The organism is Streptomyces sp. RLA131, from assembly GCF_056270125.1.
This window is the reverse complement of record NZ_JBWDOQ010000002.1, coordinates 845282-866976: the sequence shown is the minus strand read 5'-3', so window position 1 is coordinate 866976 and position 21695 is coordinate 845282. Positions and strand designations below refer to the sequence as shown.

The window sequence follows — 21695 nt, the reverse complement described above, 5'->3', positions numbered from 1 at the left end:
GATGGCCCGCCGTATCGAGGACCTGCGCATCGGATTCATCGGCCACGGCCGCCACGCCCGCGCCAATCTCTACCCGGCGCTGGACCTCGCGGGCGCCCGGCTGACCTCGGTGGCCACCCGTGACGAGGCGGCCGCGCGGGCCGCCGCGGCGCTGCACGGCGCGGGGCGCGGCCATGGCGACCACCGGCGGATGCTGGCCGAGGACGCGCTCGACGCGGTCTTCGTCAGCGTGGCCCCCGAGGACCAGGCGGCCGTCACCGAGGAGTGCCTGCGGGCCGGCGTCCACGTCTTCGTCGAGAAGCCGCTCGGCATGGACGAGGCCGACGCCCGCCGGGTGGCCGGCACGGCCGGCGAGTGCGGCCGGGGTGTGACCGTCGGCTTCATGAAGCGCTTCGCCCCCGGCTACCTCAGGCTGGCGGAACTGATCGCGGACGAGGCCCGGTTCGGGCGGGTGATGTCCTTCAACGGGCTGTTCGCCTTCACCCCGTGGACCGACGAGCTGCGCGACGAGTCCTTCCTCAAGCTCGGTGCCGTCCACATGGTCGATCTCGTACGGTTCCTCTTCGGCGAGGTGGCGCAGGTGACCGGGTTCCGCAACTCCCGGGGCGCCGACATCGGCATCGCCGCCACCCTGCGCTTCGAGAGCGGTGTCATCGGCAACCTGACGTTCGCGGGGGTCCCGGCCTGGAGTCGTGAGCAGGAGGAGCTGACCGTCACCGGGCAGCGCGGGTTCGCCCGGATTGAGAACCTCTCGAAACTGACGTACCATCACTCGCGGTCCGGCGACGGGACCCCGGACGGCTGGCAGACCGCCGGAGAGGAGACGGTCGTGCAGCAGCCGGTCAACTCACCGGCCTCCGGCGGCTCGCAGGATCTGTACCTGCGCGGGTTCGCCGGTGAGGTGCGGCAGTTCCTGACGGCCGTCGCCGACGGCACCGCCTCCGCCGGCCCCGCCGCCGACAACGTCGGCACCATGGCCCTGTGCGGCGAGCTGCTGCGCCGGCTGCCGCAGGTCTGAACCGCCACGGCCGCGCCGGGTGAGGCAGGATGGCCGGGTGCGACTCACCGCGATCACCTGGCCCCGGCTCGCCGGGGTGCTCGCCGACCGCGTCGTGGACCTCGAACCCGCCGACGGCAGCCCCTGGCCGCGCGTCGCCGTCGACGGCGCCCCGGCCGCACGCCCGGAGGAGCTGGCCGCCGAGGTGGCCGGGCGGCTGCGCACCCTGGGCCGCCCGGTGCTGACCGTGAGCGCGCCCACGTACTGGCGCCCGGCGTCGATCCGTTACGAGTACGGCCGCGACGACCCCGACGCGTACTACGACCGGTGGCTCGACACCGGCGGCCTGTGGCGTGAGGTCTTCGGCCCGCTCGGCCCGGGTGGCAGCGGCCGGGTGCTGCCGTCGCTGTGGGACCCGCTGACCGACCGCGCGACCCGCGTCCCGTACGAGGAACTGCCGCCCGGCGGTGTCCTGGTGCTGGCCGGCACCTTCCTCCAGGGGCACGGTTTCCCCTTCGACCTGAGCGTGTATCTGCGGCTGTCACCGGCGGCGCTGGAACGCCGGACACCGCAGGAGCAGCGCTGGACGTTGCCGGCCTTCGCCCGGTACGAGGACGAGATCCGGCCGGGGGAGACAGCGGACATCCTCGTCCATTCCGATGACCCGGCCCGCCCCGCCTGGACGGGGCACGGCCCGGACCGTTAGCGTCGCGCAGCACCATGACTGTCGCCACCGCGCCGCTGACCGCAGAGCACATACCCCTCGCCGCCGCCCTGCTCGACCGCTGGTACTCCCGGGCGGTGCCCCGCCCGGCCATGCCGCCCGCCGGCGAGGAACTGCTGGGCAAGCTCCTCGCCGAGCCGTACGCGGAGGCGGCGTGCGCACGGGTGCGCGGTGGCGAGTTCGCCGGATACCTGGCCGCGCTGCCCCTCGACCTGGACGCCGACGATCCGGCGGTCCTGCACAGCCACCCCCGCTCCGCTCTGGTGCCCTTCGGCGGTCACGCGCTGCGCGCAGGCCGGGAGACGGACGCGCTGCGCGCGCTGTACGCGGTGGTCGCCGAGCGGCTGGTCGAGCAGCGCCGCCTCGTCCACTACGTCGACCTGCCGGCCTCGGACTCCGCCGCGATGGCCTGGTTCCGGCTGGGCTTCGGCCTGGACATGGTGCGCGGCGTGATGCAGGTCCGGCCGCGCGGCCGCCAGCCCCGGGGCGTGGACGCCCTGGGCATCCGCCGGGCCGGGCTTGGCGACCTGGACCGGATTGGCCGGATGTCCGCCGAGTCCGCCCGCCAGCAGCAGCGCTCCGCCGTCTTCCTGCCCCAGCCCGACGCAGCCCTGGCCGCGCTGCGCACGCACTGTTCGGACGCCCTCACCGACGCGCGCAGCGCGGCCTGGGTCGCAGCCCGGCGCGGCGAGGAGATCGGCATGGTGCTGCTCACACCGGCCGGCCCCAACCCGATGCTGCCGCCGGCCTGCGTCGAACTGGGCGAGGCCTATGTGGCGCCCTCCGCCCGTGGTGAGGGCATCAGCCGGATCCTGCTGGCCACCGCCCTGGCCTGGGCGTACGACAACGGTTACCGGCACATCAGCGCGCGCTGGCACGCCACGTCCCCGCTCGCGGCCGGGCACTGGCCGGCGGTCGGCTTCAAGCCCGTCGCCTACCGGCTCCAGCGGGTGCTGGACCCCCGGCCGCGCTGAGAGCGGCACCGACATCCGTCCGCTCGGCGTTTCTGTGGTCAAAGGCACACCTCAGCAAGGGTGTTGTGGTAAAGAGCCTCTCCGGCTGGACCTAGACTGATGGAGGGCTGCAGCGCGCAACCGCGCCGGCCCCGACCGCCCCGGCCAGATCCCCCCGTCCTGGCCGGGGCGTGTTCTTTTCCCGGGCCACGCCCGTGCGCAACCGTGCGTCATCGTGCGTCACCGTGCGTCACACCAGCGACTCCCGGACGATCCGCACCGCCTCCCGCGTGTCCTCGCGCGACACGTCCAGGTGGAAGACGAAGCGCAGACGCCCGCCTCCCGAGCACAGCACGCCGCGCCGGGCCAGCCGTTCGGTGAGGTCGTGCGGGGTCCGGCCCGGGACGGCCGCGGCGTGGACCATGTTCGTCAGCGCCGGCTCCACGGACAGCTCCGCCAGGTCGCGCAGTCCCTCCGCGAACAGGGCCGCGTTCTCGTGGTCCTCCGCGAGCCGAGGCACATGGTGATCCAGCGCGTACGAGGCCGCCGCGGCGAGCACCCCGGACTGCCGCAGCCCGCCGCCCAGCGCCTTGCGCCAGCGCAGCGCCCGCCCGACGAACCCGGCGGACCCGAGCAGCGCCGAACCGATTGGCGCGCCCAGGCCCTTGCTGAAGCAGACCGACACGCTGTCGAAGTGCCCGGCGATCCGCCGCGCCTCGGCGAAGGGCTCCCGGCCCGAGGCCACCGCCGCGTTGAACAGCCGCGCCCCGTCCAGATGCGTCGCCAGCCCCAGCCCGCGCGCCAGCTTGGTCGCGGACTCCAGATAGTCGACCGGGATCACCCTGCCCCCGGTGGTGTTCTCCAGGCACAGCAGCCGGGTCCGTGCGAAGTGCGGATCGTCCGGCTTCACCGCCGCCTCGATCTCCGCCGGGTCGAGCGTCCCGTCCGCCCTCGGCGTCAACGGCTGCGGCTGTATGCCGCCCAGCACGGCCGCGCCGCCGCCCTCCCACCGGTACACATGGGCCGTCGAGCCCGCGATGTACTCGTCGCCCCGCCCGCAGTGGCTCAGCATCGCGCACAGGTTGCTCTGCGTCCCGGACGTCACGAACAGGGCCGCCTCGAAGCCCAGCATGTCCGCGATCCGGTCCTGGAGCGCGTTGACGGCCGGATCGTCGCCGAACACGTCGTCCCCGACCTCCGCCCGCGCCATCGCCTGCCGCATCGCCTCGCCGGGGCGGGTCACGGTGTCGCTGCGCAGGTCGATGACGCGCCGCGTCCCGGGAACCAGATGCTCCGCCGCGTGGTCGTACTCGTTGAGTCGCATGGTCCCCATTGTGGTCCCGGGGCGCCCGGGCCCGTCCGGTGGCCGCGAGCGTTCACCGGGTCGCGCTGAGGGACCCACCCCTGGCGGGCAGCAGCAGGGCCGCGCCCGCGACGACGAAGGACCCCAGGGCGACCGCGTTCAGCAGCCGGTCGGCGCCGCCGTACATGTCCAGGTGCCACAGGTGGAACACCAGGTGCGGGATGCTGAACACCAGCCACACCACGCCCGTCAGCCGCACCACGAACGTGTCCGCGGCCCGCAGCGCGGCCCCCGCGCTCAGTGCCGCGAGCGCCAGATAGGCGGCGCCCACGTCTTTGACGAGATGCTCGTTGTACGGGCCCAGCACCGGCAGCCAGTGGTGGCCGAAGCCCGGGAAGGACCGGTACCAGGAGACGGAGGCGGCGTACGCCCAGCCGCCGACGCAGGCCGCCACCACGGCCATGACGAGCAGCAGCAGGCGACGAGAGGAAGCAGTCATGCCCCAAGGACTTCACGGCTGTGCCCGATGCGACACCCCTGATGACACCCCTGATGACACCCCTGGGCACCCCTGTCCCGGGAACCGACGGGGTCACCGGTCCGGCGGGCCCTCGCCCAGGTAGGCGCGCAGCAGCCGCTTGCACTCGGAGATCAGTACGGGGTCGCCGCCGGGATCCGTGCGGAACGCCAGGCGCAGCACGGCGTCGGCGGATTCCAGGGCCACCCGCCACGCGGTACGGACGGTGGTGCGGTCCGGCCAGGTGCCGGGCAGCAGGCTGTCGCCGAAGGCCCGCAGCTGTTCGGCGACGGCGGCGTTGTTGTCCAGGACGGCGTCGATCAGATGACTGCTGCCGGGGTCCTGATGGCCGATCAGACCGAAGTCGACCACCCCGAAGCCCGGCACCGTCCTGCGCATGACGACGTACTCGTCCACCGCGAGATCCACCAGGGCGTCGATGCGCGCCGGCCGTTCGGCCCCGGCCCGGGCGGCCAGCCGGTCCACGAACCGCGCAAGGTTGCGCTGCGCGAGTGCCCCCAGCAGGCCCTGGAGGTTGGGGAAGAACTGGTAGAGCGTACCGATGGGCACCCCGGCGCGGTGGGCGACCGCCTTGGTGGTCAGCCCCGCGTGACCGGTCTCGTCCAGCAGCACCGAGCAGGCGTCGAGAATCCGCTCCACACGCTCCAGGCTGCGCCGTTGGACGGGGCGCCGGCGCACCGGGCCGCCGGCGGGGAGGGAATCGTGCATGGAACCACTCTGCCCCAGTCCACTGAACTTGCACGCCCATCTGGCGTTCGTCACCAAGTACCGCAAGGGCGTCTTTGATGACGACATGCTCAAGCGGTGCGAGCAGATCATGCGCGAGGTCTGCGCCGGCTTCGAGACGGAGCTACGGGAGTTCAACGGCGAGGCCGACCACGTCCACCGCCTCGTGCAGGTCCACCGGATCGCTCAGCATCATCCGTCAGTACATCGAAGGCCAGATGCGACCTGTCCGACCCTCGACACGGAGGCGCAAAGACCTCCGGCGCTTCGCGCCTCCGTACCAAGGATGCGTCTCCATCCCCGGCTGAAACCGGGGATACCGGCCCTTGGGGGAGTATCCGAACGGAAATGAGCGGGTAGCCGCCGACCCGGAATCATGGTCCGGTTGTGGCTACCCCGTGCTGACGATGGGAGGACTCACCGACCAAGCCCGGTGAGTCCGTCGCCCAGGATGCTGCCGCCCAGAAGGAGAAGCACGATCGCGGTGATCACGGTGCTGTTGGTGATCATGAATTGCCTGACACTGTCCAGGAACGACGCCGCGCGCTGTCCGCCGAGGAGATGGATGATGACGGCGCCGAGGACGGTGCAGGATCCGACGAGAACGAAGACAGTGACGGCCACGGTGAGATCGCCGTTGTGAGCCCCCGTTTCGACGATCGACGTGGCCGCCGAGGCCGTCAGGACGAGGTTCTTCGGGTTGGCGCCCGACAGTAGCGCACCGAGGAGCAGCGCCCGCGGGGCCGGGACGTCATCGAGTGATGCCATCCAGCGTGGCGTCTCGGTCTCGTCGCCGAGACGCGGACGCTGCCACCATTTGCGCGCCCCCAGCACGATGAGGGCCACTCCGGCGAGCACCCGTCCCCAGTCCGCGATCGCTGACGAAGGGCTTTCGGGGTCATCGGCTCCACCGAACACGACCACAACGAGCGTTGCCACGATCCCGAGCCCGGCGATCCACCTGGCCGTGAACAGCAGGCCGTTGCGCCGGCCATGTCGGCCGGCCAGGATCAGCACGATCCCGATCAGGGGGAAAGGGCTGAGGGCGACCGCGAGCGCCGCCGGCAGCACGGCTCCAATTGCCTGGATCAGCACCGGCTCCCCTTCCAAACTCCACGCCCAAGACGCTGCGGAGTGCAGCGCACCATCTGCGGCATGACCAGCATCTTTCACCAAGAGCATCTCGATGGTGAGCGCGGCCCGCCCGTCGTCGTCCAGTTCGGCGGCGCGGTGGAAGTCGGCGACCTCGCCCGGCATGTCGAGGGTGACCGGCAGCTCCGGATCCGGGGCTTCCTCGTGGCCGACGGTGGTGCGTTCGGGCATGAGGGCGGCGATGGACCGGCTGCCCGGATACGCGGTGCGGACGGCGTCGGTCTTGTCGGTGGTGATGGCCGGGCGGCGTCCGCTCTTGCTGCCTTTGGCCTCGGCGGCCCGCAGTCCGTCATAGGTCGGCTCGCGTTGGAGGTCGCGCTGGAGTTCGCCGGCAGCCGCGAGGGTCCGCACCATGAACTTCACCGTGGACAGCAGTTCTCCGGTGCGCGGGTGGCGGGCGGTGAGGTCCGTGGCGCAGAGCGCGCCGTCGTGGATGCGGGACCGCGGCGGCAACTGGCAGCTCCCCGGGAACCCGGCACCGACCGGCGCCGTCCCAAGAGCGGCCGGGGCAGCGGGGAACCGGCCGGTCGTCTTGAGCGGGGCTCGGGCCGGTGGCGCGAACGGACGGGCCGTGGGCAGGCTCCGCCGCCAGGCGCAGCGAACTGCCGGGCCTCCTCGCCGTCGGCGATGCCGCACGCACCGCTGGAGGTGTCGGCGAGTCGAAGGTGATCGCGAACGCGGATTCCTTCCGAGCTGCCAGGATCCGGGATTCCTCGCCGGATCGTGTTGAACACCCGCCCGGCCAAGCACTAACGTCACCAATGTGAGCACAGCTCATGTTCTTCCCCGTTCCGGCGCAAGGATCGGACCGCCGATGTCAGCACCGCAGCCCCCGCAGCTCCCCGCCGGGTTCACCTGGGGCGTCTCCACCGCCGCCTACCAGATCGAGGGCGCCGCGACCGAGGACGGCAAGGGCCCCTCCATCTGGGACACCTTCACCGCCCGCCCCGGCGTCGTACGCGACGGCCACACCGGCGCGGTCGCCTGCGACCACTATCACCGCCACGCCGAGGACGTCGCCCTGATGAAGGGCCTCGGCGTGGACGCGTACCGCTTCTCCTTCGCCTGGACCCGGATCCTGCCCGACGGCCGGGGCCCCGTCGAACCGCGCGGCCTGGACTTCTACGACCGCCTGGTCGACGCCCTCCTGGAAGCAGGCGTCACCCCCGTCCCGACCCTGTTCCACTGGGACCTGCCGCAGGCCCTGGAGGACGACGGCGGCTGGATGAACCGCGACACCGCCCACCGCTTCGCCGACTACGCCGGAATCCTCGCCGCGCGCCTCGGCGACCGGGTCGGCCGCTGGATCACCCTCAACGAGCCCTTCATCCACATGGCCTTCGGCTACGCCTTCGGTGTCCACGCCCCCGGCCGCGCCCTCATGACCGACGCGCTCCCCACCGCCCACCACCAACTGCTCGGTCACGGACTGGCGGCGGCCGCGCTGCGCGAGCACGGCGCGGCCGAGGTGCTCATCTCCAACAACTGCAGCCCCGTCCGGCTGCTCCCCGGGGCGGACGACGCCGACCGCGCCGCCGCGCAGGCCTACGACATCCTGCACAACCGGCTGTTCAACGATCCGCTTCTGCTCGGCCGCTACCCCGACCTGTCCGCGTACGGGATGAGCGAGGACCTCAACGGCGTGGTCCGCGACGGTGACCTGGAAGTCATCGCCGCGCCGCTGGACGGCCTCGGGATCAACTACTACAACCCCACCTGGATCACCGCCCCCGGTCCCGAGGCGGGTCTGCCCTTCGACCTCGCCGAGCCGGAGGAGGAGTACGAACGCACCGCCTTCGGCTGGCCGGTGGTCCCCGACGGCCTGACCGAACTCCTGACGGCCTTCCACAGCCGCTACGGCGACGCCCTGCCCCCGGTCTGGATCACCGAGAACGGCTGCTCCCAGCCCGACGGGATGCCCGACGGAACGGCCGGCGGGACGATCGACGACCGGGCCCGCATCGCCTATCTGTCCGCACACATCGACGCGCTGGCCGAGGCCGCCGCCCGGGGTGTCGACGTCCGGGGCTACTTCACCTGGTCCCTGCTGGACAACTTCGAGTGGGCCGAGGGCTACCACCAGCGCTTCGGCCTGGTGCACGTCGACTACGGCACCCGGACCCGCACCCCCAAGGCCTCCTACGCCTGGTACCGCGACCTGATCGCCGCGCATCGCGGGGGAGCGGGTTAGGTCCGCCCGGAGGGCGGGCACCCGGCGGGCGCCCGCCCTCCGGGCGGCGGGATTCGTCAGCCTTCCTCGTACTCGCCTTCGGCCTGGGACGGGGTCGTCCTCGGTACCTCCGCGTGGATCTCCCGTGTGGAGAACTCGTCGGGGTCCCGCTCGCCCTCCGCCTGAGAGGTGGTGTGTTCGTAGGTCGCGTTGAAGAGCTTGTTGTCCGGGATGCGCATCGCAAGCCTCCCTGTGTCCTCTCCTTCAAGCTTGCCACTCGCCGCCCGGTCAGGCGCGGCGTGGTGAGACCAGCAGAAAGCTCCGGCCGTGGCGGTCGCGGTGGAGTGTGGACTGCCAGCCGTACCGCTCCAGGAGCTCCCGGCAGGCGGCCAGCGCCTCGGGCGCGCCGGGGCCGCGCCAGGCGACCTCGGCGACGCCGGGCTGCTGGGCGGCGGGGGAGACCGCGTACCCCGACGACGGGGGGTGTCCGCCGGCCTCCAGGGCCAGCGACACCGCGTGGACGAGGCGCTCGCGTTCCCAGGGGGCGGGGCGTGAGGTGTCGCCGTCCTGGAGGACGCGACGGATCTCCAGCAGGCCTGCCCAGGCGGCGGTGACCTCGGCCGGGCGCCCGGGTGCGGCGGGGGAGGGCGGCCCCGTCCCGTCGTCGGCGGTGAAGCCGCTCGGGGCGGGCGGGGCGGGCGTGGTGGTCGCGGACGGTGCGGCGGGCGCGGGCGCGGCGGCGGGTGGCGGGGCCGTCGCCGGGCCGGGGCCGAGTCGGGCGAGCGCGCCGCGCACCCGTAGCCCCTCCGGGGTGAGGTAGTGGTCGCCGACCCTGCCGTACCGCACGGCCAGCCCCAGCCGGGCCAGCGCCTCGCAGGTCGGCAGGCGGGCGCCGAGCCGCCCGGTGCCGGGGTCGGACTCCAGGATCGCGCGCCGCTGGGCGGCGGACAGCACGTCAGCCATGACCGGAACCCTATGCGGGGGGTACGACACCCGGCGGTGCCCTACACTCGAATTCGAGCAAACGTTCGAACGTAAGCATATGAGGTGGACGCGGCATGGCCGGACCCGCACAACACCGTCACCCGCACCCGCAGGACCCGCACCTGGGCCCGGACCCCGGCCCGTGCGTGCTCCACATCCGCTGCGGCCCCGTCGACCCGGCGACCCACGCGGCCCTCGCCGAGCTCGTGGCCCAGTTCACGCCGCTGGTCGAGGGCATTCCGCCGGACGCGATCGTGGCCGACGTACGCGACGCCGTCCGCTGTTTCGACCGCCTCCCCGAACAACTCGCCCTCATGATCGGCACCCGGGCCGCCGCCCAGTACGAGGTGCGGCCGGCGATCGGCGTCGCCGGCAACCGGACGGTCGCCGCCATGGCCGCCCACGACACCGCCCCCGGCCGGATCCGCGCGGTGGACACCGATCCCGGGGCCGTCGCGGACTTCCTGCGCCCGCACCCGGTCGCCGCCCTCCACGGCCTGCCCGAGGCCTCCGCCCGCGTCCTGGTCCTGCACGGTCTGCTCACCGTCGGCCAGGTCGCCGCCGCGCCGCTGCCGCTGCTCCAGGGCATCCTGGGCGCCCACGCCGGCCGTACCGTCCGGGAACGCGCCCACGGCATCGACCCCCGGCCCGTCACCGCCGAGGCCCCGCCCCGAAGCCTGACCGCCGACCGCCTGTTCACCGTCGGCGCCCCCGACGACGCGGCCGTACGCCGGGGCATCGTGGAGCTCGCCGACGGCCTCGGCCGGCGACTGCGCGGCTCCGGCCAGGCGGCGTCCGCCCTCTCCCTCACCGTGGGCCTGGCCGGCGGCTCCTCCCTGGACCGCGCCCGCACCCTGCCCGCCCCCACGGCGCACACCCCGGCCCTGACCGACGCAGCCCGCACCATGTACGAGGCGCTGCGCCTGCGGCGCACCCCGGTCCGCGCGGTGGCCCTGCGCGTCGAGGGTCTGGCCCCGGCCGAGGTCCGGCGCTGACCTGCCTGCTCGTACGGGTCCGCGGGGTCGGGGACGGCCCTGACGGTCGCGGTGTCCAGGACGGGGCGGGCGATGTCCGTGCCCGTCCTTCCGGTGGGGTGCCACCGGAAGGTGACGGTGACCCAGGTCCCGGCGGCCGGGGCGACGGCCCCGCGCATCCCGGCCTTGAGCACCTGGGCGTCGGCGGCGCGGCAGGAGACGACCAGGCGGTCGAGGTACCAGGCGGTCGAGGTACCAGGCGGTCGAGGTACCAGGCGGTCGAGGTACCAGGTGCCGCCGCTGCCGCTCTTTCCTTCCGGTCCCCACGGCCACGACGGTGAGGATCCGTCGCGACCGCGACCGCACCGCGAGGGCCGGGACGGGGCCGGTGCCGGGGGGTCCGCCCCGGCGAGCGACACGAACCGGCTTACGGGACGGACATGATCGGCGTATGGTTCGAGCCCCGGGGCGGGGGTACCCCCGCAGGTGACCCCGACTTCGACCACGCCCCCCGAAACCCCCACCCACGGCCGACGGAACGCGCACCCGGCACAGGCGGTTCCGCCGCCTGCGACAGGCAAACGTCCGTGCGGATCAAACCCGGTTTCCCGGGGCATGGATGTCTGTACGCGGCGACAGGACCAGGAGGCGCCCGTGAAAGTCGGACTGCTGACCCGCGAGTATCCGCCCGATGTGTACGGCGGCGCGGGTGTCCACGTGGAGTTCCTCGCCCGTGAACTGCGCGCCCTCACCGACCTCCAGGTGCACGCCTGGGCGGGGAGCACGGACGCCGGCGATCCGGGCGATGTGTTCCGGCACGGGCCCGCCGCCGAACTCTCAGGCGCCAACGAGGCCTTGCGCAGCCTGTCGGTGGACCTGGCGATGGCGGCCGCCCTCACCGGCCGGGACCTGGTGCACTCGCACACCTGGTACGCCAACCTCGGCGGCCATCTCGCCAAGCTGCTGCACGGCATCCCGCATGTGATGACCGCCCACTCCCTGGAGCCGCTGCGCCCCTGGAAGGCCGAGCAACTCGGCGGTGGATACGCCCTGTCCAGCTGGGCCGAGCGCACCGCGATCGAGGCCGCCGACGCGGTCATCGCCGTCTCGCACGGCATGCGCGCCGACATCCTCGACGCCTATCCGTCGCTCGACCCGTCCAGGGTGCATGTCGTGCACAACGGCATCGACACCGCCCTGTACCGCCCCGACCCGGACACCGCCGCGCTCGCCGCCCACGGCATCGACCCCGGGCGCCCGTACGCGGTGTTCGTCGGCCGGATCACCCGCCAGAAGGGCGTCCCGCACCTGTTGCGCGCCGCCCGCGGCCTCGCCCCGGCCACCCAGCTCGTGCTGTGCGCCGGAGCCCCCGACACCCCCGCCATCGACCGCGAGTTCCGTGACCTGGTCGACGAGCTGAGGACGCTGCGCGACGGCGTGATCTGGATCCCGCAGATGCTGCCCCGCCCCGAGGTCGTCCAACTCCTCACGCACGCCGCGGTGTTCGTGTGCCCGTCGGTGTACGAGCCGCTGGGCATCGTCAACCTCGAAGCCATGGCCTGCGGCACCCCCGTGGTCGCCTCGGCCGTCGGCGGCATCCCCGAGGTCGTCCAGGACGGCGTCACCGGACTGCTGGTGCGCTACGGCGAGCAGGACGCGAAGGACCCGGCGTCCTTCGAGTCGGCCTTCGCGGCGGCCGTCAACACGGTGGTCGGCGACCCGGCGGCCGCCGCGCGGATGGGCGCGGCCGGGCGGGAACGCGCCGTGCGCGAGTTCGGCTGGGACGCGATAGCCCAGCGCACGATCGGTGTGTACGCGTCGATCCTCAAGTCCTGACAACAGCGGCACAAGTGCAAGGGGGCGGCGATGCGTGGCGGACCTTCGGTTCTGGGAATAGTGCTGGCGGGCGGGGAGGGCAAACGGCTCATGCCGCTGACCGCCGACCGCGCCAAACCGGCGGTGCCCTTCGGGGGCGCCTACCGGCTGGTCGACTTCGTCCTGTCCAGCCTGGTCAACGGCGACATCATGCGGATCTGCGTCCTGACGCAGTACAAGTCCCATTCCCTGGACCGCCACATCACCACCACCTGGCGGATGTCCAACCTGCTGGGCAACTACGTCACCCCGGTCCCCGCCCAGCAGCGGCTCGGCCCCCGCTGGTTCCTCGGCAGCGCCGACGCGATCTACCAGTCGCTCAACCTGGTGCACGACGAACAGCCCGACTACATCGGGGTCTTCGGCGCCGACCACGTGTACCGCATGGACCCCCGCCAGATGCTGCGCCAGCACATCGAGAGCGGCGCCGGCGCCACCGTGGCGGGCATACGGATACCCCGCGACCAGGCCTCGTCGTTCGGCATCATCACCCCGGGCCCGGACGGGATCCGCGTCGAACGCTTCCTGGAGAAGCCCGCCGACCCGCCCGGTCTGGCCGGTGACCCGGACCGGGTCTACGCCTCCATGGGCAACTACGTCTTCACCACCAAGGTCCTGCTCGACGCCCTCTACCAGGACGCCGAGGACGACGACTCGATCCATGACATGGGCGGCAGCATCCTGCCGATGCTTACCGAGAAGGGCCAGGTCCAGGTCTACGACTTCGACGACAACCACGTGCCCGGCGAGACCGCCCGCGACCACGGCTACTGGCGTGACGTCGGCACCCTGGACGCGTACTACGACTCGCACATGGACCTGATCTCCATCCATCCCGTATTCAACCTGTACAACCAGCAATGGCCGCTCTACACCCACTCCCTGCGGCTGCCCCCGGCCAAGTTCGTCGCGGGCGGCATCGCGAGCGAGTCCATGGTCAGCCCCGGCTGCATCATCAGCGGCCAGGTCACGCAGTCCGTCCTGTCGCCCGGCGTCGTCGTGGAGGAGGGTGCCGTCGTCCAGGGCTCGGTGCTCCACGACAACGTGCGCGTCGGCCGGGGCGCGGTCGTCCGCCGCGCGATCCTGGACAAGAACGTGGTCGTCCCGCCCGGTGCCACCGTCGGTGTCAATCCCGACCGTGACCGCGAGCTCTACCACGCCTCGGCGAACGGCATCATCGCCCTGGGCAAGGGGCAGCGGGTGCCGCCCTTCTAGGGCGTGTTGCGAAGGTCCCGCCTGCTCCACGACGCTCCCCCGGCCTGGCGGCTGGGAGGTGCCCCCGGGCACGCACGCTCGCCGCGTTGTCGGGATCATCCAAGTACGTCCAGTACGAGGACGACCTCCCCCAGCTACCGCCGGGGGTGCCCCCACCGCCTTGCGATCGCACGCACCGGACGCCGCGGAGCCCGCCCTGCGGGCGGACGGCGCTACTTTCGCAACACGCCCCAGGGCGCCCCGCGCCCTGGCCCGGTGGCCGTTTCGCCTCAATCGCCGGGACGCCGGACCGGAGCCGGTCCCGGCGATTGAGGCACGCGCGAGGGCTGGGTTCAAGAAGTTGACGTGCGCGAGTCATTGACGTGGTGCGTGGTTGCACTTACAAAACTCTGAGAGCGCTCTCAAGACCCGCACCCGCAACCTCCCCCACCGGCAGGAGGTGCTCCACCGTGAGCACGACCGTCAGCACTCCCCCCGCACCGTCACCGCGCAGATCCCCCCGCCGTCCCCGCCGAGGGCTGCTGGGCGCCCTCGTCACCACCGCCCTCGCCCTCGGTGCCCTCACCGCCACCCTGATCGCGTCCCCGGCCCAGGGCGCCGTGCCCGCCCCCTCCGGCTGGACGCTGCAGTGGAGCGACGACTTCAACGGCACCGCGGGCACCCTCCCGTCGACCTCCAACTGGCAGATCGACACCGGCCACGCCTACTCCGGCGGCCCGGCCAACTGGGGCACCGGCGAGGTACAGAGCTACACCAACTCCACCTCCAACCTCGCCCTCGACGGCTCCGGCAACCTCAGGATCACTCCGCTGCGGGACTCGTCGGGCAACTGGACCTCGGGCCGCATAGAGACCCAGCGCGCCGACTTCAAGCCCGCCGACGGCAGCACCCTGCGCATCGAGGGCCGCATCCAGATGCCCAATGTGACCGGCACCGCGGCCGTCGGCTACTGGCCCGCCTTCTGGGCCCTGGGCGCCCCCTACCGGGGCAACTACCAGAACTGGCCGGGCATAGGTGAGTACGACGTCATGGAGAACGTCAACGGCATCAACAAGGTCTGGGGCACCCTGCACTGCGGCACCAACCCCGGCGGCCCCTGCAACGAGACCACCGGGCTGGGCAACAGCCTCGCCTGCCCCGGCTCGACCTGCCAGTCGGCCTTCCACACCTACACCTTCGAGTGGGACCGCTCGGTCAGCCCCAACCAGCTCCGCTGGTACGTCGACGGCACCCAGTTCCACAGTGTCAGCCAGAGCAGCGTGGACGCCGCCACCTGGTCGGCCATGACCGACCACGCGGGGTACTTCATCCTGCTCAACGTGGCCGTCGGCGGCGCCTTCCCCGACGCCATCCAGGGCGCCACCACGCCCAACTCGGCCACCGAGCCCGGCCACCCCATGGTGGTCGACTACGTGGGCGTGTGGACCAGGTCCGGCACCTCCACCTCCACCCCCACCTCCACCGCGACGGCCACCGGCGGCACGTCCTCGTCCCAGTACCTCCTCAGCGGCGGCTCCCTCGGCAACGCCGCCTCCTCCGCCGCCACCTCCACCCTGACCTCGGCCGGCGGCACCAACCACGACGGCACCCCCTACCAGCAGCAGACCTTCACCAGGACCGGTGTCACCGGCACCTACACCGGCGGCTCCACCCAGTTCGACCTGTACGTCGACGCCGGGACCACCGTCGCCAACGGCCAGCAGGTCCGGGTCAGCTACGACCTCACCGGCGACGGCAGCTACGACCGCACGGAGACCTACAACTACTTCGCCACCGACCCCGTCACCGGCTACGAGCACTACACCCAGGCCAAGGGCGTGAAGTCCACCACCGGCTCCCTGGGCAACCTCTCGGGCGGCACCGTCCGCGTCGAGGTCTGGAACGCCATCGGCAACGGCAGCTCCACCCTCGGCACCGGCAACCAGTCCGTCGTCACGATCCCCTTCGGCTGACGCCGGGCGGCGGGGGCGGGCCCGTTACGATGAGGGGCCGCCCCCGCCCCACGGACAGCCCCACGGAGACAGCGCCTTGGCACCCAGGATCCCGGTCATCGTCCTCGCGGGGTTCCTGGGATCCGGCAAGACCACCCTCCTCAACCATCTGCTCCGCAGCAGCCGCGGCACCCGCATCGGCGCCATCGTCAACGACTTCGGCAGCATCAACATCGACGCCATGACCATCGCCGGTCAGGTGGACTCCATGGTCGCCCTGGACAGCGGCTGTCTGTGCTGTGTGGCGGACAGCGAGGATCTGGACGGGATGCTCGACCGCCTCGCCCGCCCCTCCGCCCGGATCGACGTCATCGTGGTCGAGGCCAGCGGCCTCGCCGAACCGCAGAGCATGATCCGGCTGCTGCTGGCCAGCACCGACCCCCGTATCACCTACGGCGGCCTGGTCGAGGTGGTGGACGCCGCCGAGTACGACGCCACCCGGGCCCGCCATCCCGAACTCGACCGGCATGTGCGCACCGCCGACCTCGTCGTCCTCAACAAGGCCGACCGCGTCGACGACGACACCCGCGCCCGGCTGCTCGCGGCCCTCGCCGGACTCAGCCCCGGTACCCCCGTCGTCACCGCCGACCACGGCCGCGTCGACCCCGCCCTGCTGTTCGACCGCGCGGCCCGGCCCGCCACCGAGGAACCCGTACGCCAGCTCTCCTTCGAGGACCTGTACGAGCAGGAGCGCGCCGGCGACGACGCGGGGGACCACGGCCACCACCTCCACGCCCGGTACGACAGTGTCGAGTTCACCTGCGACCGGCCGCTGGCCCCCCGCGCCTTCATGGACTTCCTCGACAGCCGCCCCGCCGGCCTGTATCGCATGAAGGGATTCGTCCGGTTCGCCCCCGATGCCGCCGTCCGCAAGTACCTCCTGCACGCAGTCGGCGGCTATCTCCGCTTCCAGCCGGCCCCGTGGGAGCGGGCCGACGACCGCGTCACCCGGCTCGTCATGATCGGCACCGGCCTCGACGCGGCGGCCCTGACCGGTCAACTGGACGGCTGCGCGGAGCCCGACCCCGGCAGTGCAACCGACGACCAGATGATCGGTGTCCTACGCTACGTACGCGACGTGTAGCACAGCGCCGCGACCGGAGGGTGGGAACACACCTTTGGCACCGCCTCTAGGCAAGCGTGCCGAAGACCGGTAGTTTGCCCTCCCCGCCGCCCATTTGCCCGGGCTGCGGCGGTGGCCAGGGGATGCGAGAGAAGGGGGTGCGGTGCGTCAGTTCAGTATCCCGCCCCTGGTGGAGCCGCTGCTGTCGGGCGGACTGGCCGACTCCGTCTACGACGTGGCCCAGCGCTACCCCAGCCTGCCCCAGCTCGCCCGGCGCGACCCCGCCGACCCCGGCGTCTGGCGCCACGTCACCGCCCGCACCTTCCGCGACGAGGTCATGGCGCTGGCCAAGGGCCTGCTGGCCAACGACATCGGCTACGGCGACCGGGTCGCCCTGATGTCCCGCACCCGCTACGAGTGGACCCAGTTCAGCTACGCCCTGTGGTCCATCGGCGCCCAGGTGGTCCCGGTCTACCCCACGTCCTCCGCCGAACAGGTCCGCTGGATCCTGACCCACTCCGAGGTCACCGCCGTCGTCGTGGAGCAGGAGGACAACGCCATGACGGTCGGCGCCGCCTGCGCCGGCCTCAGCGGCCTGCGGAGCATCTGGCAGCTCGACGACGGCTGCGTGGCCCGGATCACCGCCCAGGGCCGCCGCGTCCCCGACGACGCCGTCAACCGCCTGCGCTGGGCCGTCGAGCCCGGTTCCACCGCCGTGATCTCCTACACCTCCGGCACCACCGGGCGGCCCAAGGGCTGTGTCATCACCCACGCCAACCTCGCCGCCGAGTGCGACACCCTGGTGGCCGGCTTCGGAGAGGTCTTCGCCCCGCCCGGCGAGCAGCCCTCCGTCCTGTCCTTCCTGCCGCTGTCCCACATCTACGGGCTCATGGTCCAGGTCGGCTGTCTGCGCGGCGGAGTCATCCTGGCCCACCAGCCGGACCTGGCCCCCGCCTCCCTGCTGCCCGCCCTGGCCTCGTTCCGGCCCACCTTCCTGCTCGCCGTGCCCTACATCTTCGAGAAGATCTTCCAGGGCGCCCGGCGCAACGCCGAGCGCTCCGGGCACGCCCGCCTCTTCGACCGGGCCATCGATATCGCCCAGCGTCACGCCGAGGCCGTCGAACGCCATGCGCTGGGCCGGGGCCACGGCCCGGGGCCCTTTCTGCGCGCCTCGCACGCGGTCTTCGACCACCTCGTCTACCAGCGGCTACGCGCGGTGCTGGGCGGCCGGGTCCGTCACGCCGTCTCCGGCGGCTCACCGCTCAACCGGGAACTCGCCCTGACCTTCGCCGGCGCCGGCATCACCGTGTACGACGGCTACGGCCTCACCGAGACCACCGCGGCCATCACCGCCCAGCCCATCGGCCGGGCCCGCTACGGCACCGTCGGCCGCCCCCTGCCGGGCGCCTCGGTGCGGATCGCCCGCGACGGCGAGGTCCAGGTCTCCGGCGACACGGTCTTCGCCGGCTACCTCGGCGACCCGGCGGCCACCGCGGCCGTGCTGCGCGACGGCTGGCTGGCCACCGGCGACCTCGGCCGGCTCGACGAGGACGGTTACCTGGTCATCACCGGCCGCAAGAAGGACGTCATCATCACCAGCGGCGGCAAGAGCGTGGGTCCGCAGCTGCTCGAAGAGCGGCTGCGGACCCATCCGCTGATATCCCAGTGCGTCATGGTCGGCGACAACCGGCCCTACATCGCCGCGCTCATCACCCTGGACCCCGAGGCCATAGAGCACTGGAAGCACCTCGACACCGGCCACTCCGCGGCGGGCACCCTGACCCGCAGCCGCAGCGGCGCTGCCACTGTCGTCGACGCCGCCGTGCGCGCCGAGATCCAGCGCGCGGTGTCCACCGCCAACACCGCCGTCTCCCGCGCCGAGTCGATCCGCGCCTTCCGGATCCTGCCCGGCGAGTTCACTGTCGCCGACGGACTTGTGACCCCTTCGCTCAAGCTCCGCCGCCATGCCATCGTCAGGGCGTACGCGGCGGAGATCGACGCTCTCTACGCCCAGGGGCCGGGCGTCCAGCGGCCGGCTAGTTGAGGTCGGACGCCTTGATGTAGCCGCTGTCGACCAGCAGCTTCTTGTAGTTGCTCTTGTCGACGCTCACCGGCTGGAGCAGATACGCCGGCACGATCTTGTTGCCGTTGTCGTACTGCTTCTTGTCGTTCACCTTCGGGCTCTTGCCGGTCAGCAGCGCGTTGCCCATCTCGAAGGCGGTCTTGGCCAGCTGGCGGGTGTCCTTGTAGACCGTCTCCGTCTGCTCGCCGGCGATGATCGACTTCACCGAGTCGACCTCGGCGTCCTGCCCCGTCACGACCGGCAGCGGCTTCGCGGCCGTCCCGTAACCGGCGCTCTTGAGCGACGCGATGACACCCCGCGAGATGCCGTCGTACGGTGACAGCACGGCGTCGACCGTCTCGCCGGTGTACGACGCCTTGAGCAGCCGGGTCATCCGGCCCTTCGCGTACTCGCCGTCCCAGTTCAGCGTCGCGACCTGGGTGAGCCGCTTCTGGTCGCTGCGCACCACGAGCTGCTTGTTGTCGATGTACTTCTTCAGGACGCTCATCGCGCCGTTGTAGAAGTACTGCGTGTTGTTGTCGTCGGGGGAGCCCGCGAACAGCTCGATGTTGTACGGGCCGGTGGCGCTGCCGTCCTTGAGCCCGAGCTTCTTCAGGATGTACTGGGCCTGGATCTGGCCGACCTCGTAGTTGTCGAAGCTGGCGTAGTAGTCCACGTCGTTGGAGGCCAGCAGCAGCCGGTCGTAGCTGATGACCTTCACGCCGGCCTGCTTGGCGTCGACCAGGACGTCACCGAGGCCGGAACCGTCGATGGCCGTGATGATCAGCAGCTTGGCGCCGTTCTTGATCATGGCCTCGATCTGGTCGGCCTGCTTGTCCCCGTCGTTGTTGCCGTACCGCAGATCCGTCGTGTAGCCCTTGGCCTTGAACTGCTTGACCAGGTTGTTGCCGTCCTGGATCCAGCGCGGCGACTCCCGGGTGGGCATCGCGATGCCCACGGTCGCCGTCGAGCCACCACTCGTGTCAGCCGCGCTCCCGCCGCACGCCGTGGCGCCGACGGCTAGTGCGAAGACGGGTATCAGTACTGCGGTGCTACGCAGTCGGGCGGCTCTGGCGGTGCGCATGTGTGGATCCTCTCGGACGAGCTTTTCGGGCGGTGCGGCCCTCGGGTGTACCCGGCGGCATACCGTCGGACAAGCCCGCGCACCCGTCGCCGAACCCGGCTCCCACCGTCCTGTGGTCGCACGCAGCAGCCGGAGGCCGTGCTCACGCGACGGACGTCTTCGGGCTTGTTCAGATTAGATCAGGGAAGGAGACCCCGGTGGTGCGGGCGTCCGGCGGGCGTCTGCCGGACCGTCAGGCCTACGCCGCCGGGCGGCACCGGGATTACCGGAGCCGCCCGGGACGCGCGCCTACAAGATGGTGTCGGAGGCTAGCACACAGTTGCGGACCTCATCCGCCCGGGTAACCACGGGACGGGTCGTACGGAAGCGGAAGCGGACCGTTGGGGTCCCATCGCTCCGGCGGACCCAGGTCACGGCCCCGGCGCCGGCGCCGGGGGACCCCCTGCCCCGGCCGGCTCCAGCGGGTGACGAGAATCGCCGCCAGCCCCGCCCCGGCGGTGATGATCCCCGGCACGGCGGCCTTCAGATCGATCGCTCCGGTGGTGATCCCGCCGGCCTGGTCGCTCCCGCCGGTCACGCCCGCCACGCCCTGCGCGGCCGGCGAGCTCGCGATCCCGGTGGGCGCCGCCGCCGCGCCCGCGGTGCTCGGCGCCGCACCGGTCGCCGCACCGCTCTGGGCGGCCGAGGAGGCCGCCGTACCGCTGCCCTGACCGGCCAGCCGCACCCCGAGGGAGGACAGGGCGGCCGTCACGGGCTGAAAGAATGTCACGCCCCCGCTGGTGCAGTCGCCGCTGCCGCCCGAGGTGACGCCCAGCGCCAGGCCTCCGGAGAACAGCGGCCCGCCGCTGTCGCCGGCCTCGGCGCACACATTCGTCTGCACCAGACCGCTGACCGCCCCCTCCGGGTAGTTCACGGTCGCGTCCAGCGCGGTCACCGTCCCCGAGTGCAGGCCGGTGGTGCTGCCGCTGCGGAAGACCTGCTGGCCGACCGCCGCGTCCGCCGCTCCGGTGATCCGTACCGACTGCCCGCCGCCGACATCCACCACGTCACTGCGGTCGACGGTGTCGTCCCGGTACCGCACCAGGGAGAAGTCACTGCCGGGGAAGTCGCTCCTGATCGTGGTGCCCAGCGTCGTGGAGCCGCGCTCGTCCCGGAACCAGGTGGTGTTGACCGGTCCGCAGTGCCCGGCGGTGAGAATGAAGCCGTTGGTGCCGTCGGTGACGTTGAACCCCGCCGAGCACCGGGCCTCCTCCGAGAAGACCGCGTCGGCCCCGGCCACCCGGGTGGTGAACGTGGAGGCCGTCCGCTCCATGGTCACCTCCCCGCCGATCCGCTGCGCCGTCCCGCTCAGCCGCGACCAGTCGTCCGCCGAGACGGTGCTGTCGGCGAGCACCACCACCTTGTTGGTCGACGGATCCACCGACCACGCGGTGCCGGTCACCCGGGGAGCCGCGGCCAGGGTCTGCGCCGCCGCGTGCAGCTGCCGCATGCTGTACGGCACGACCTTGGCCTTCGCCCCCGCCCGCCGCACCTCGGCCGCGGTGCCGGTGTCGGTCACCGCCACCACCGCCTGCCCGTCCGAACCGACCCAGCTGCCCGCCGTGTGTGACCCGCCGAGCTCCGACACCAGGCTCGCGCCCAGGCCGGCGGCGCCGCCGACGCCCTGCGCGGAGGTCACCCGGTCGCCCGATCCGCCCGCCGGGTTGGCGATGGCCTGGGTGGTCATGAGCGCGCCGCAGATGAGTCCCCCGATGCCTGCGAGCTTCACCACTCGGTGTGCGTACCGCCGCGCGTGGCTCACACATGCCCCTCTCTCGGTCCGTTCCGGTGCCGTGCCCCGGGACCCTGCACGGGCGGAGGCACTTTCCCTTCATACGGACGGCG

The 21695-nt window shown here is 72.2% G+C and carries 18 protein-coding genes and 1 pseudogene; 11 read left to right on the top strand and 8 right to left on the bottom strand.

Annotation, left to right across the window (positions count from 1 at the left end):
• Window position 1: 1 nt before the first annotated feature.
• Genes RWE79_RS04740 through RWE79_RS04730 form a run of 3 tightly spaced genes read left to right on the top strand, consistent with a single transcriptional unit; the run spans window position 2 to window position 2695 of the window.
• Window positions 2-1018: a Gfo/Idh/MocA family protein gene (locus RWE79_RS04740; RefSeq protein WP_475938738.1), complete on the top strand. Its 1017-nt coding sequence runs from the start codon at window positions 2-4 to the stop codon at window positions 1016-1018.
• Between the two features lie 37 nt (window positions 1019-1055).
• Window positions 1056-1703, top strand: coding sequence for a nucleoside/nucleotide kinase family protein (locus RWE79_RS04735; RefSeq protein WP_475938737.1), 648 nt, complete (start codon window positions 1056-1058; stop codon window positions 1701-1703).
• A 14-nt stretch (window positions 1704-1717) separates the two neighbouring features.
• Window positions 1718-2695 (top strand): N-acetyltransferase family protein, encoded by a 978-nt coding sequence (locus tag RWE79_RS04730; RefSeq protein ID WP_475938736.1) that lies wholly within the window; start codon window positions 1718-1720, stop codon window positions 2693-2695.
• A gap of 229 nt (window positions 2696-2924) precedes the next feature.
• Here the strand turns inward: RWE79_RS04730 and ltaE are convergent, their stop codons facing one another.
• From ltaE to RWE79_RS04715, 3 genes are all read right to left on the bottom strand, one after another.
• On the bottom strand, window positions 2925-3998 hold the full coding sequence (gene ltaE, locus RWE79_RS04725) for a low-specificity L-threonine aldolase (RefSeq protein WP_475938735.1): 1074 nt from the start codon (window positions 3996-3998) through the stop codon (window positions 2925-2927).
• Between the two features lie 52 nt (window positions 3999-4050).
• Window positions 4051-4476 (bottom strand): hypothetical protein, encoded by a 426-nt coding sequence (locus tag RWE79_RS04720; RefSeq protein ID WP_475938734.1) that lies wholly within the window; start codon window positions 4474-4476, stop codon window positions 4051-4053.
• 93 nt (window positions 4477-4569) lie between these two features.
• A complete protein-coding gene (locus tag RWE79_RS04715; protein WP_475938733.1) occupies window positions 4570-5223 on the bottom strand; it encodes a TetR/AcrR family transcriptional regulator in 654 nt (217 codons plus the stop codon).
• Here RWE79_RS04715 and RWE79_RS04710 point away from each other — a divergent pair.
• Window positions 5222-5413, top strand: a pseudogene (locus tag RWE79_RS04710) (IS200/IS605 family transposase); the annotation flags it as partial. The gene RWE79_RS04715 and the pseudogene RWE79_RS04710 sit on opposite strands and share 2 nt — an antisense overlap.
• Before the next feature lie 245 nt (window positions 5414-5658).
• Here the strand turns inward: RWE79_RS04710 and RWE79_RS04705 are convergent.
• A complete protein-coding gene (locus tag RWE79_RS04705; protein ID WP_475938732.1) occupies window positions 5659-6747 on the bottom strand; it encodes a GAP family protein in 1089 nt (362 codons plus the stop codon).
• A gap of 460 nt (window positions 6748-7207) precedes the next feature.
• Between RWE79_RS04705 and RWE79_RS04700 the strand changes: the two genes are divergently transcribed.
• On the top strand, window positions 7208-8584 hold the full coding sequence (locus RWE79_RS04700) for a GH1 family beta-glucosidase (protein WP_475938731.1): 1377 nt from the start codon (window positions 7208-7210) through the stop codon (window positions 8582-8584).
• 56 nt (window positions 8585-8640) lie between these two features.
• Here the strand turns inward: RWE79_RS04700 and RWE79_RS04695 are convergent, their stop codons facing one another.
• Together RWE79_RS04695 and RWE79_RS04690 are read right to left on the bottom strand one after the other, a co-directional pair.
• Complete coding sequence (locus tag RWE79_RS04695; RefSeq protein WP_475938730.1) at window positions 8641-8802, bottom strand: hypothetical protein; 162 nt, start codon at window positions 8800-8802, stop codon at window positions 8641-8643.
• 49 nt (window positions 8803-8851) lie between these two features.
• Window positions 8852-9526: a hypothetical protein gene (locus RWE79_RS04690; protein WP_475938729.1), complete on the bottom strand. Its 675-nt coding sequence runs from the start codon at window positions 9524-9526 to the stop codon at window positions 8852-8854.
• A 95-nt stretch (window positions 9527-9621) separates the two neighbouring features.
• Here RWE79_RS04690 and RWE79_RS04685 point away from each other — a divergent pair, with 95 nt between their 5' ends.
• The 6 genes from RWE79_RS04685 to RWE79_RS04660 all read left to right on the top strand — a co-directional run bounded on the left by RWE79_RS04685 (window position 9622) and on the right by RWE79_RS04660 (window position 18709).
• Window positions 9622-10542, top strand: coding sequence for a DNA polymerase Y family protein (locus RWE79_RS04685; RefSeq protein WP_475938728.1), 921 nt, complete (start codon window positions 9622-9624; stop codon window positions 10540-10542).
• A gap of 633 nt (window positions 10543-11175) precedes the next feature.
• Complete coding sequence (glgA, locus tag RWE79_RS04680) at window positions 11176-12357, top strand: glycogen synthase (protein ID WP_475938727.1); 1182 nt, start codon at window positions 11176-11178, stop codon at window positions 12355-12357.
• A 30-nt stretch (window positions 12358-12387) separates the two neighbouring features.
• Window positions 12388-13611: a glucose-1-phosphate adenylyltransferase gene (glgC, locus tag RWE79_RS04675; protein ID WP_475938726.1), complete on the top strand. Its 1224-nt coding sequence runs from the start codon at window positions 12388-12390 to the stop codon at window positions 13609-13611.
• Window positions 13612-14060: 449 nt separating this feature from the next.
• Window positions 14061-15563 (top strand): glycoside hydrolase family 16 protein, encoded by a 1503-nt coding sequence (locus tag RWE79_RS04670; RefSeq protein ID WP_475938725.1) that lies wholly within the window; start codon window positions 14061-14063, stop codon window positions 15561-15563.
• 76 nt (window positions 15564-15639) lie between these two features.
• Window positions 15640-16686 (top strand): CobW family GTP-binding protein, encoded by a 1047-nt coding sequence (locus tag RWE79_RS04665; RefSeq protein WP_475938724.1) that lies wholly within the window; start codon window positions 15640-15642, stop codon window positions 16684-16686.
• 142 nt (window positions 16687-16828) lie between these two features.
• A complete protein-coding gene (locus tag RWE79_RS04660) occupies window positions 16829-18709 on the top strand; it encodes an AMP-dependent synthetase/ligase (RefSeq protein ID WP_475938723.1) in 1881 nt (626 codons plus the stop codon).
• Here the strand turns inward: RWE79_RS04660 and chvE are convergent.
• On the bottom strand, window positions 18702-19811 hold the full coding sequence (gene chvE / locus RWE79_RS04655; RefSeq protein ID WP_475938722.1) for a multiple monosaccharide ABC transporter substrate-binding protein: 1110 nt from the start codon (window positions 19809-19811) through the stop codon (window positions 18702-18704). The genes RWE79_RS04660 and chvE overlap by 8 nt on opposite strands.
• Window positions 19812-20139: 328 nt before the next feature.
• The gene (locus RWE79_RS04650) at window positions 20140-21582 is read right to left on the bottom strand and encodes a S1 family peptidase (protein WP_475938721.1); all 1443 of its coding nucleotides are present in this window, start codon (window positions 21580-21582) and stop codon (window positions 20140-20142) included.
• Between the last annotated feature and the right edge of the window lie 113 nt (window positions 21583-21695).

What these genes read in the sequence shown, in the direction of transcription:
- RWE79_RS04715 (WP_475938733.1), bottom strand. Translation starts at nt 5,223, where the DNA reads ATGCACGATTCCCTCCCCGCCGGCGGCCCGGTGCGCCGGCGCCCCGTC.
- chvE (WP_475938722.1), bottom strand. Translation starts at nt 19,811, where the DNA reads ATGCGCACCGCCAGAGCCGCCCGACTGCGTAGCACCGCAGTACTGATA.
- RWE79_RS04730 (WP_475938736.1), top strand. Translation starts at nt 1,718, where the DNA reads ATGACTGTCGCCACCGCGCCGCTGACCGCAGAGCACATACCCCTCGCC.
- RWE79_RS04705 (WP_475938732.1), bottom strand. Translation starts at nt 6,747, where the DNA reads ATGGTGCGGACCCTCGCGGCTGCCGGCGAACTCCAGCGCGACCTCCAA.
- RWE79_RS04740 (WP_475938738.1), top strand. Translation starts at nt 2, where the DNA reads ATGGCCCGCCGTATCGAGGACCTGCGCATCGGATTCATCGGCCACGGC.
- glgC (WP_475938726.1), top strand. Translation starts at nt 12,388, where the DNA reads ATGCGTGGCGGACCTTCGGTTCTGGGAATAGTGCTGGCGGGCGGGGAG.
- ltaE (WP_475938735.1), bottom strand. Translation starts at nt 3,998, where the DNA reads ATGCGACTCAACGAGTACGACCACGCGGCGGAGCATCTGGTTCCCGGG.
- RWE79_RS04720 (WP_475938734.1), bottom strand. Translation starts at nt 4,476, where the DNA reads ATGACTGCTTCCTCTCGTCGCCTGCTGCTGCTCGTCATGGCCGTGGTG.
- RWE79_RS04690 (WP_475938729.1), bottom strand. Translation starts at nt 9,526, where the DNA reads ATGGCTGACGTGCTGTCCGCCGCCCAGCGGCGCGCGATCCTGGAGTCC.
- RWE79_RS04700 (WP_475938731.1), top strand. Translation starts at nt 7,208, where the DNA reads ATGTCAGCACCGCAGCCCCCGCAGCTCCCCGCCGGGTTCACCTGGGGC.
- RWE79_RS04695 (WP_475938730.1), bottom strand. Translation starts at nt 8,802, where the DNA reads ATGCGCATCCCGGACAACAAGCTCTTCAACGCGACCTACGAACACACC.
- RWE79_RS04685 (WP_475938728.1), top strand. Translation starts at nt 9,622, where the DNA reads ATGGCCGGACCCGCACAACACCGTCACCCGCACCCGCAGGACCCGCAC.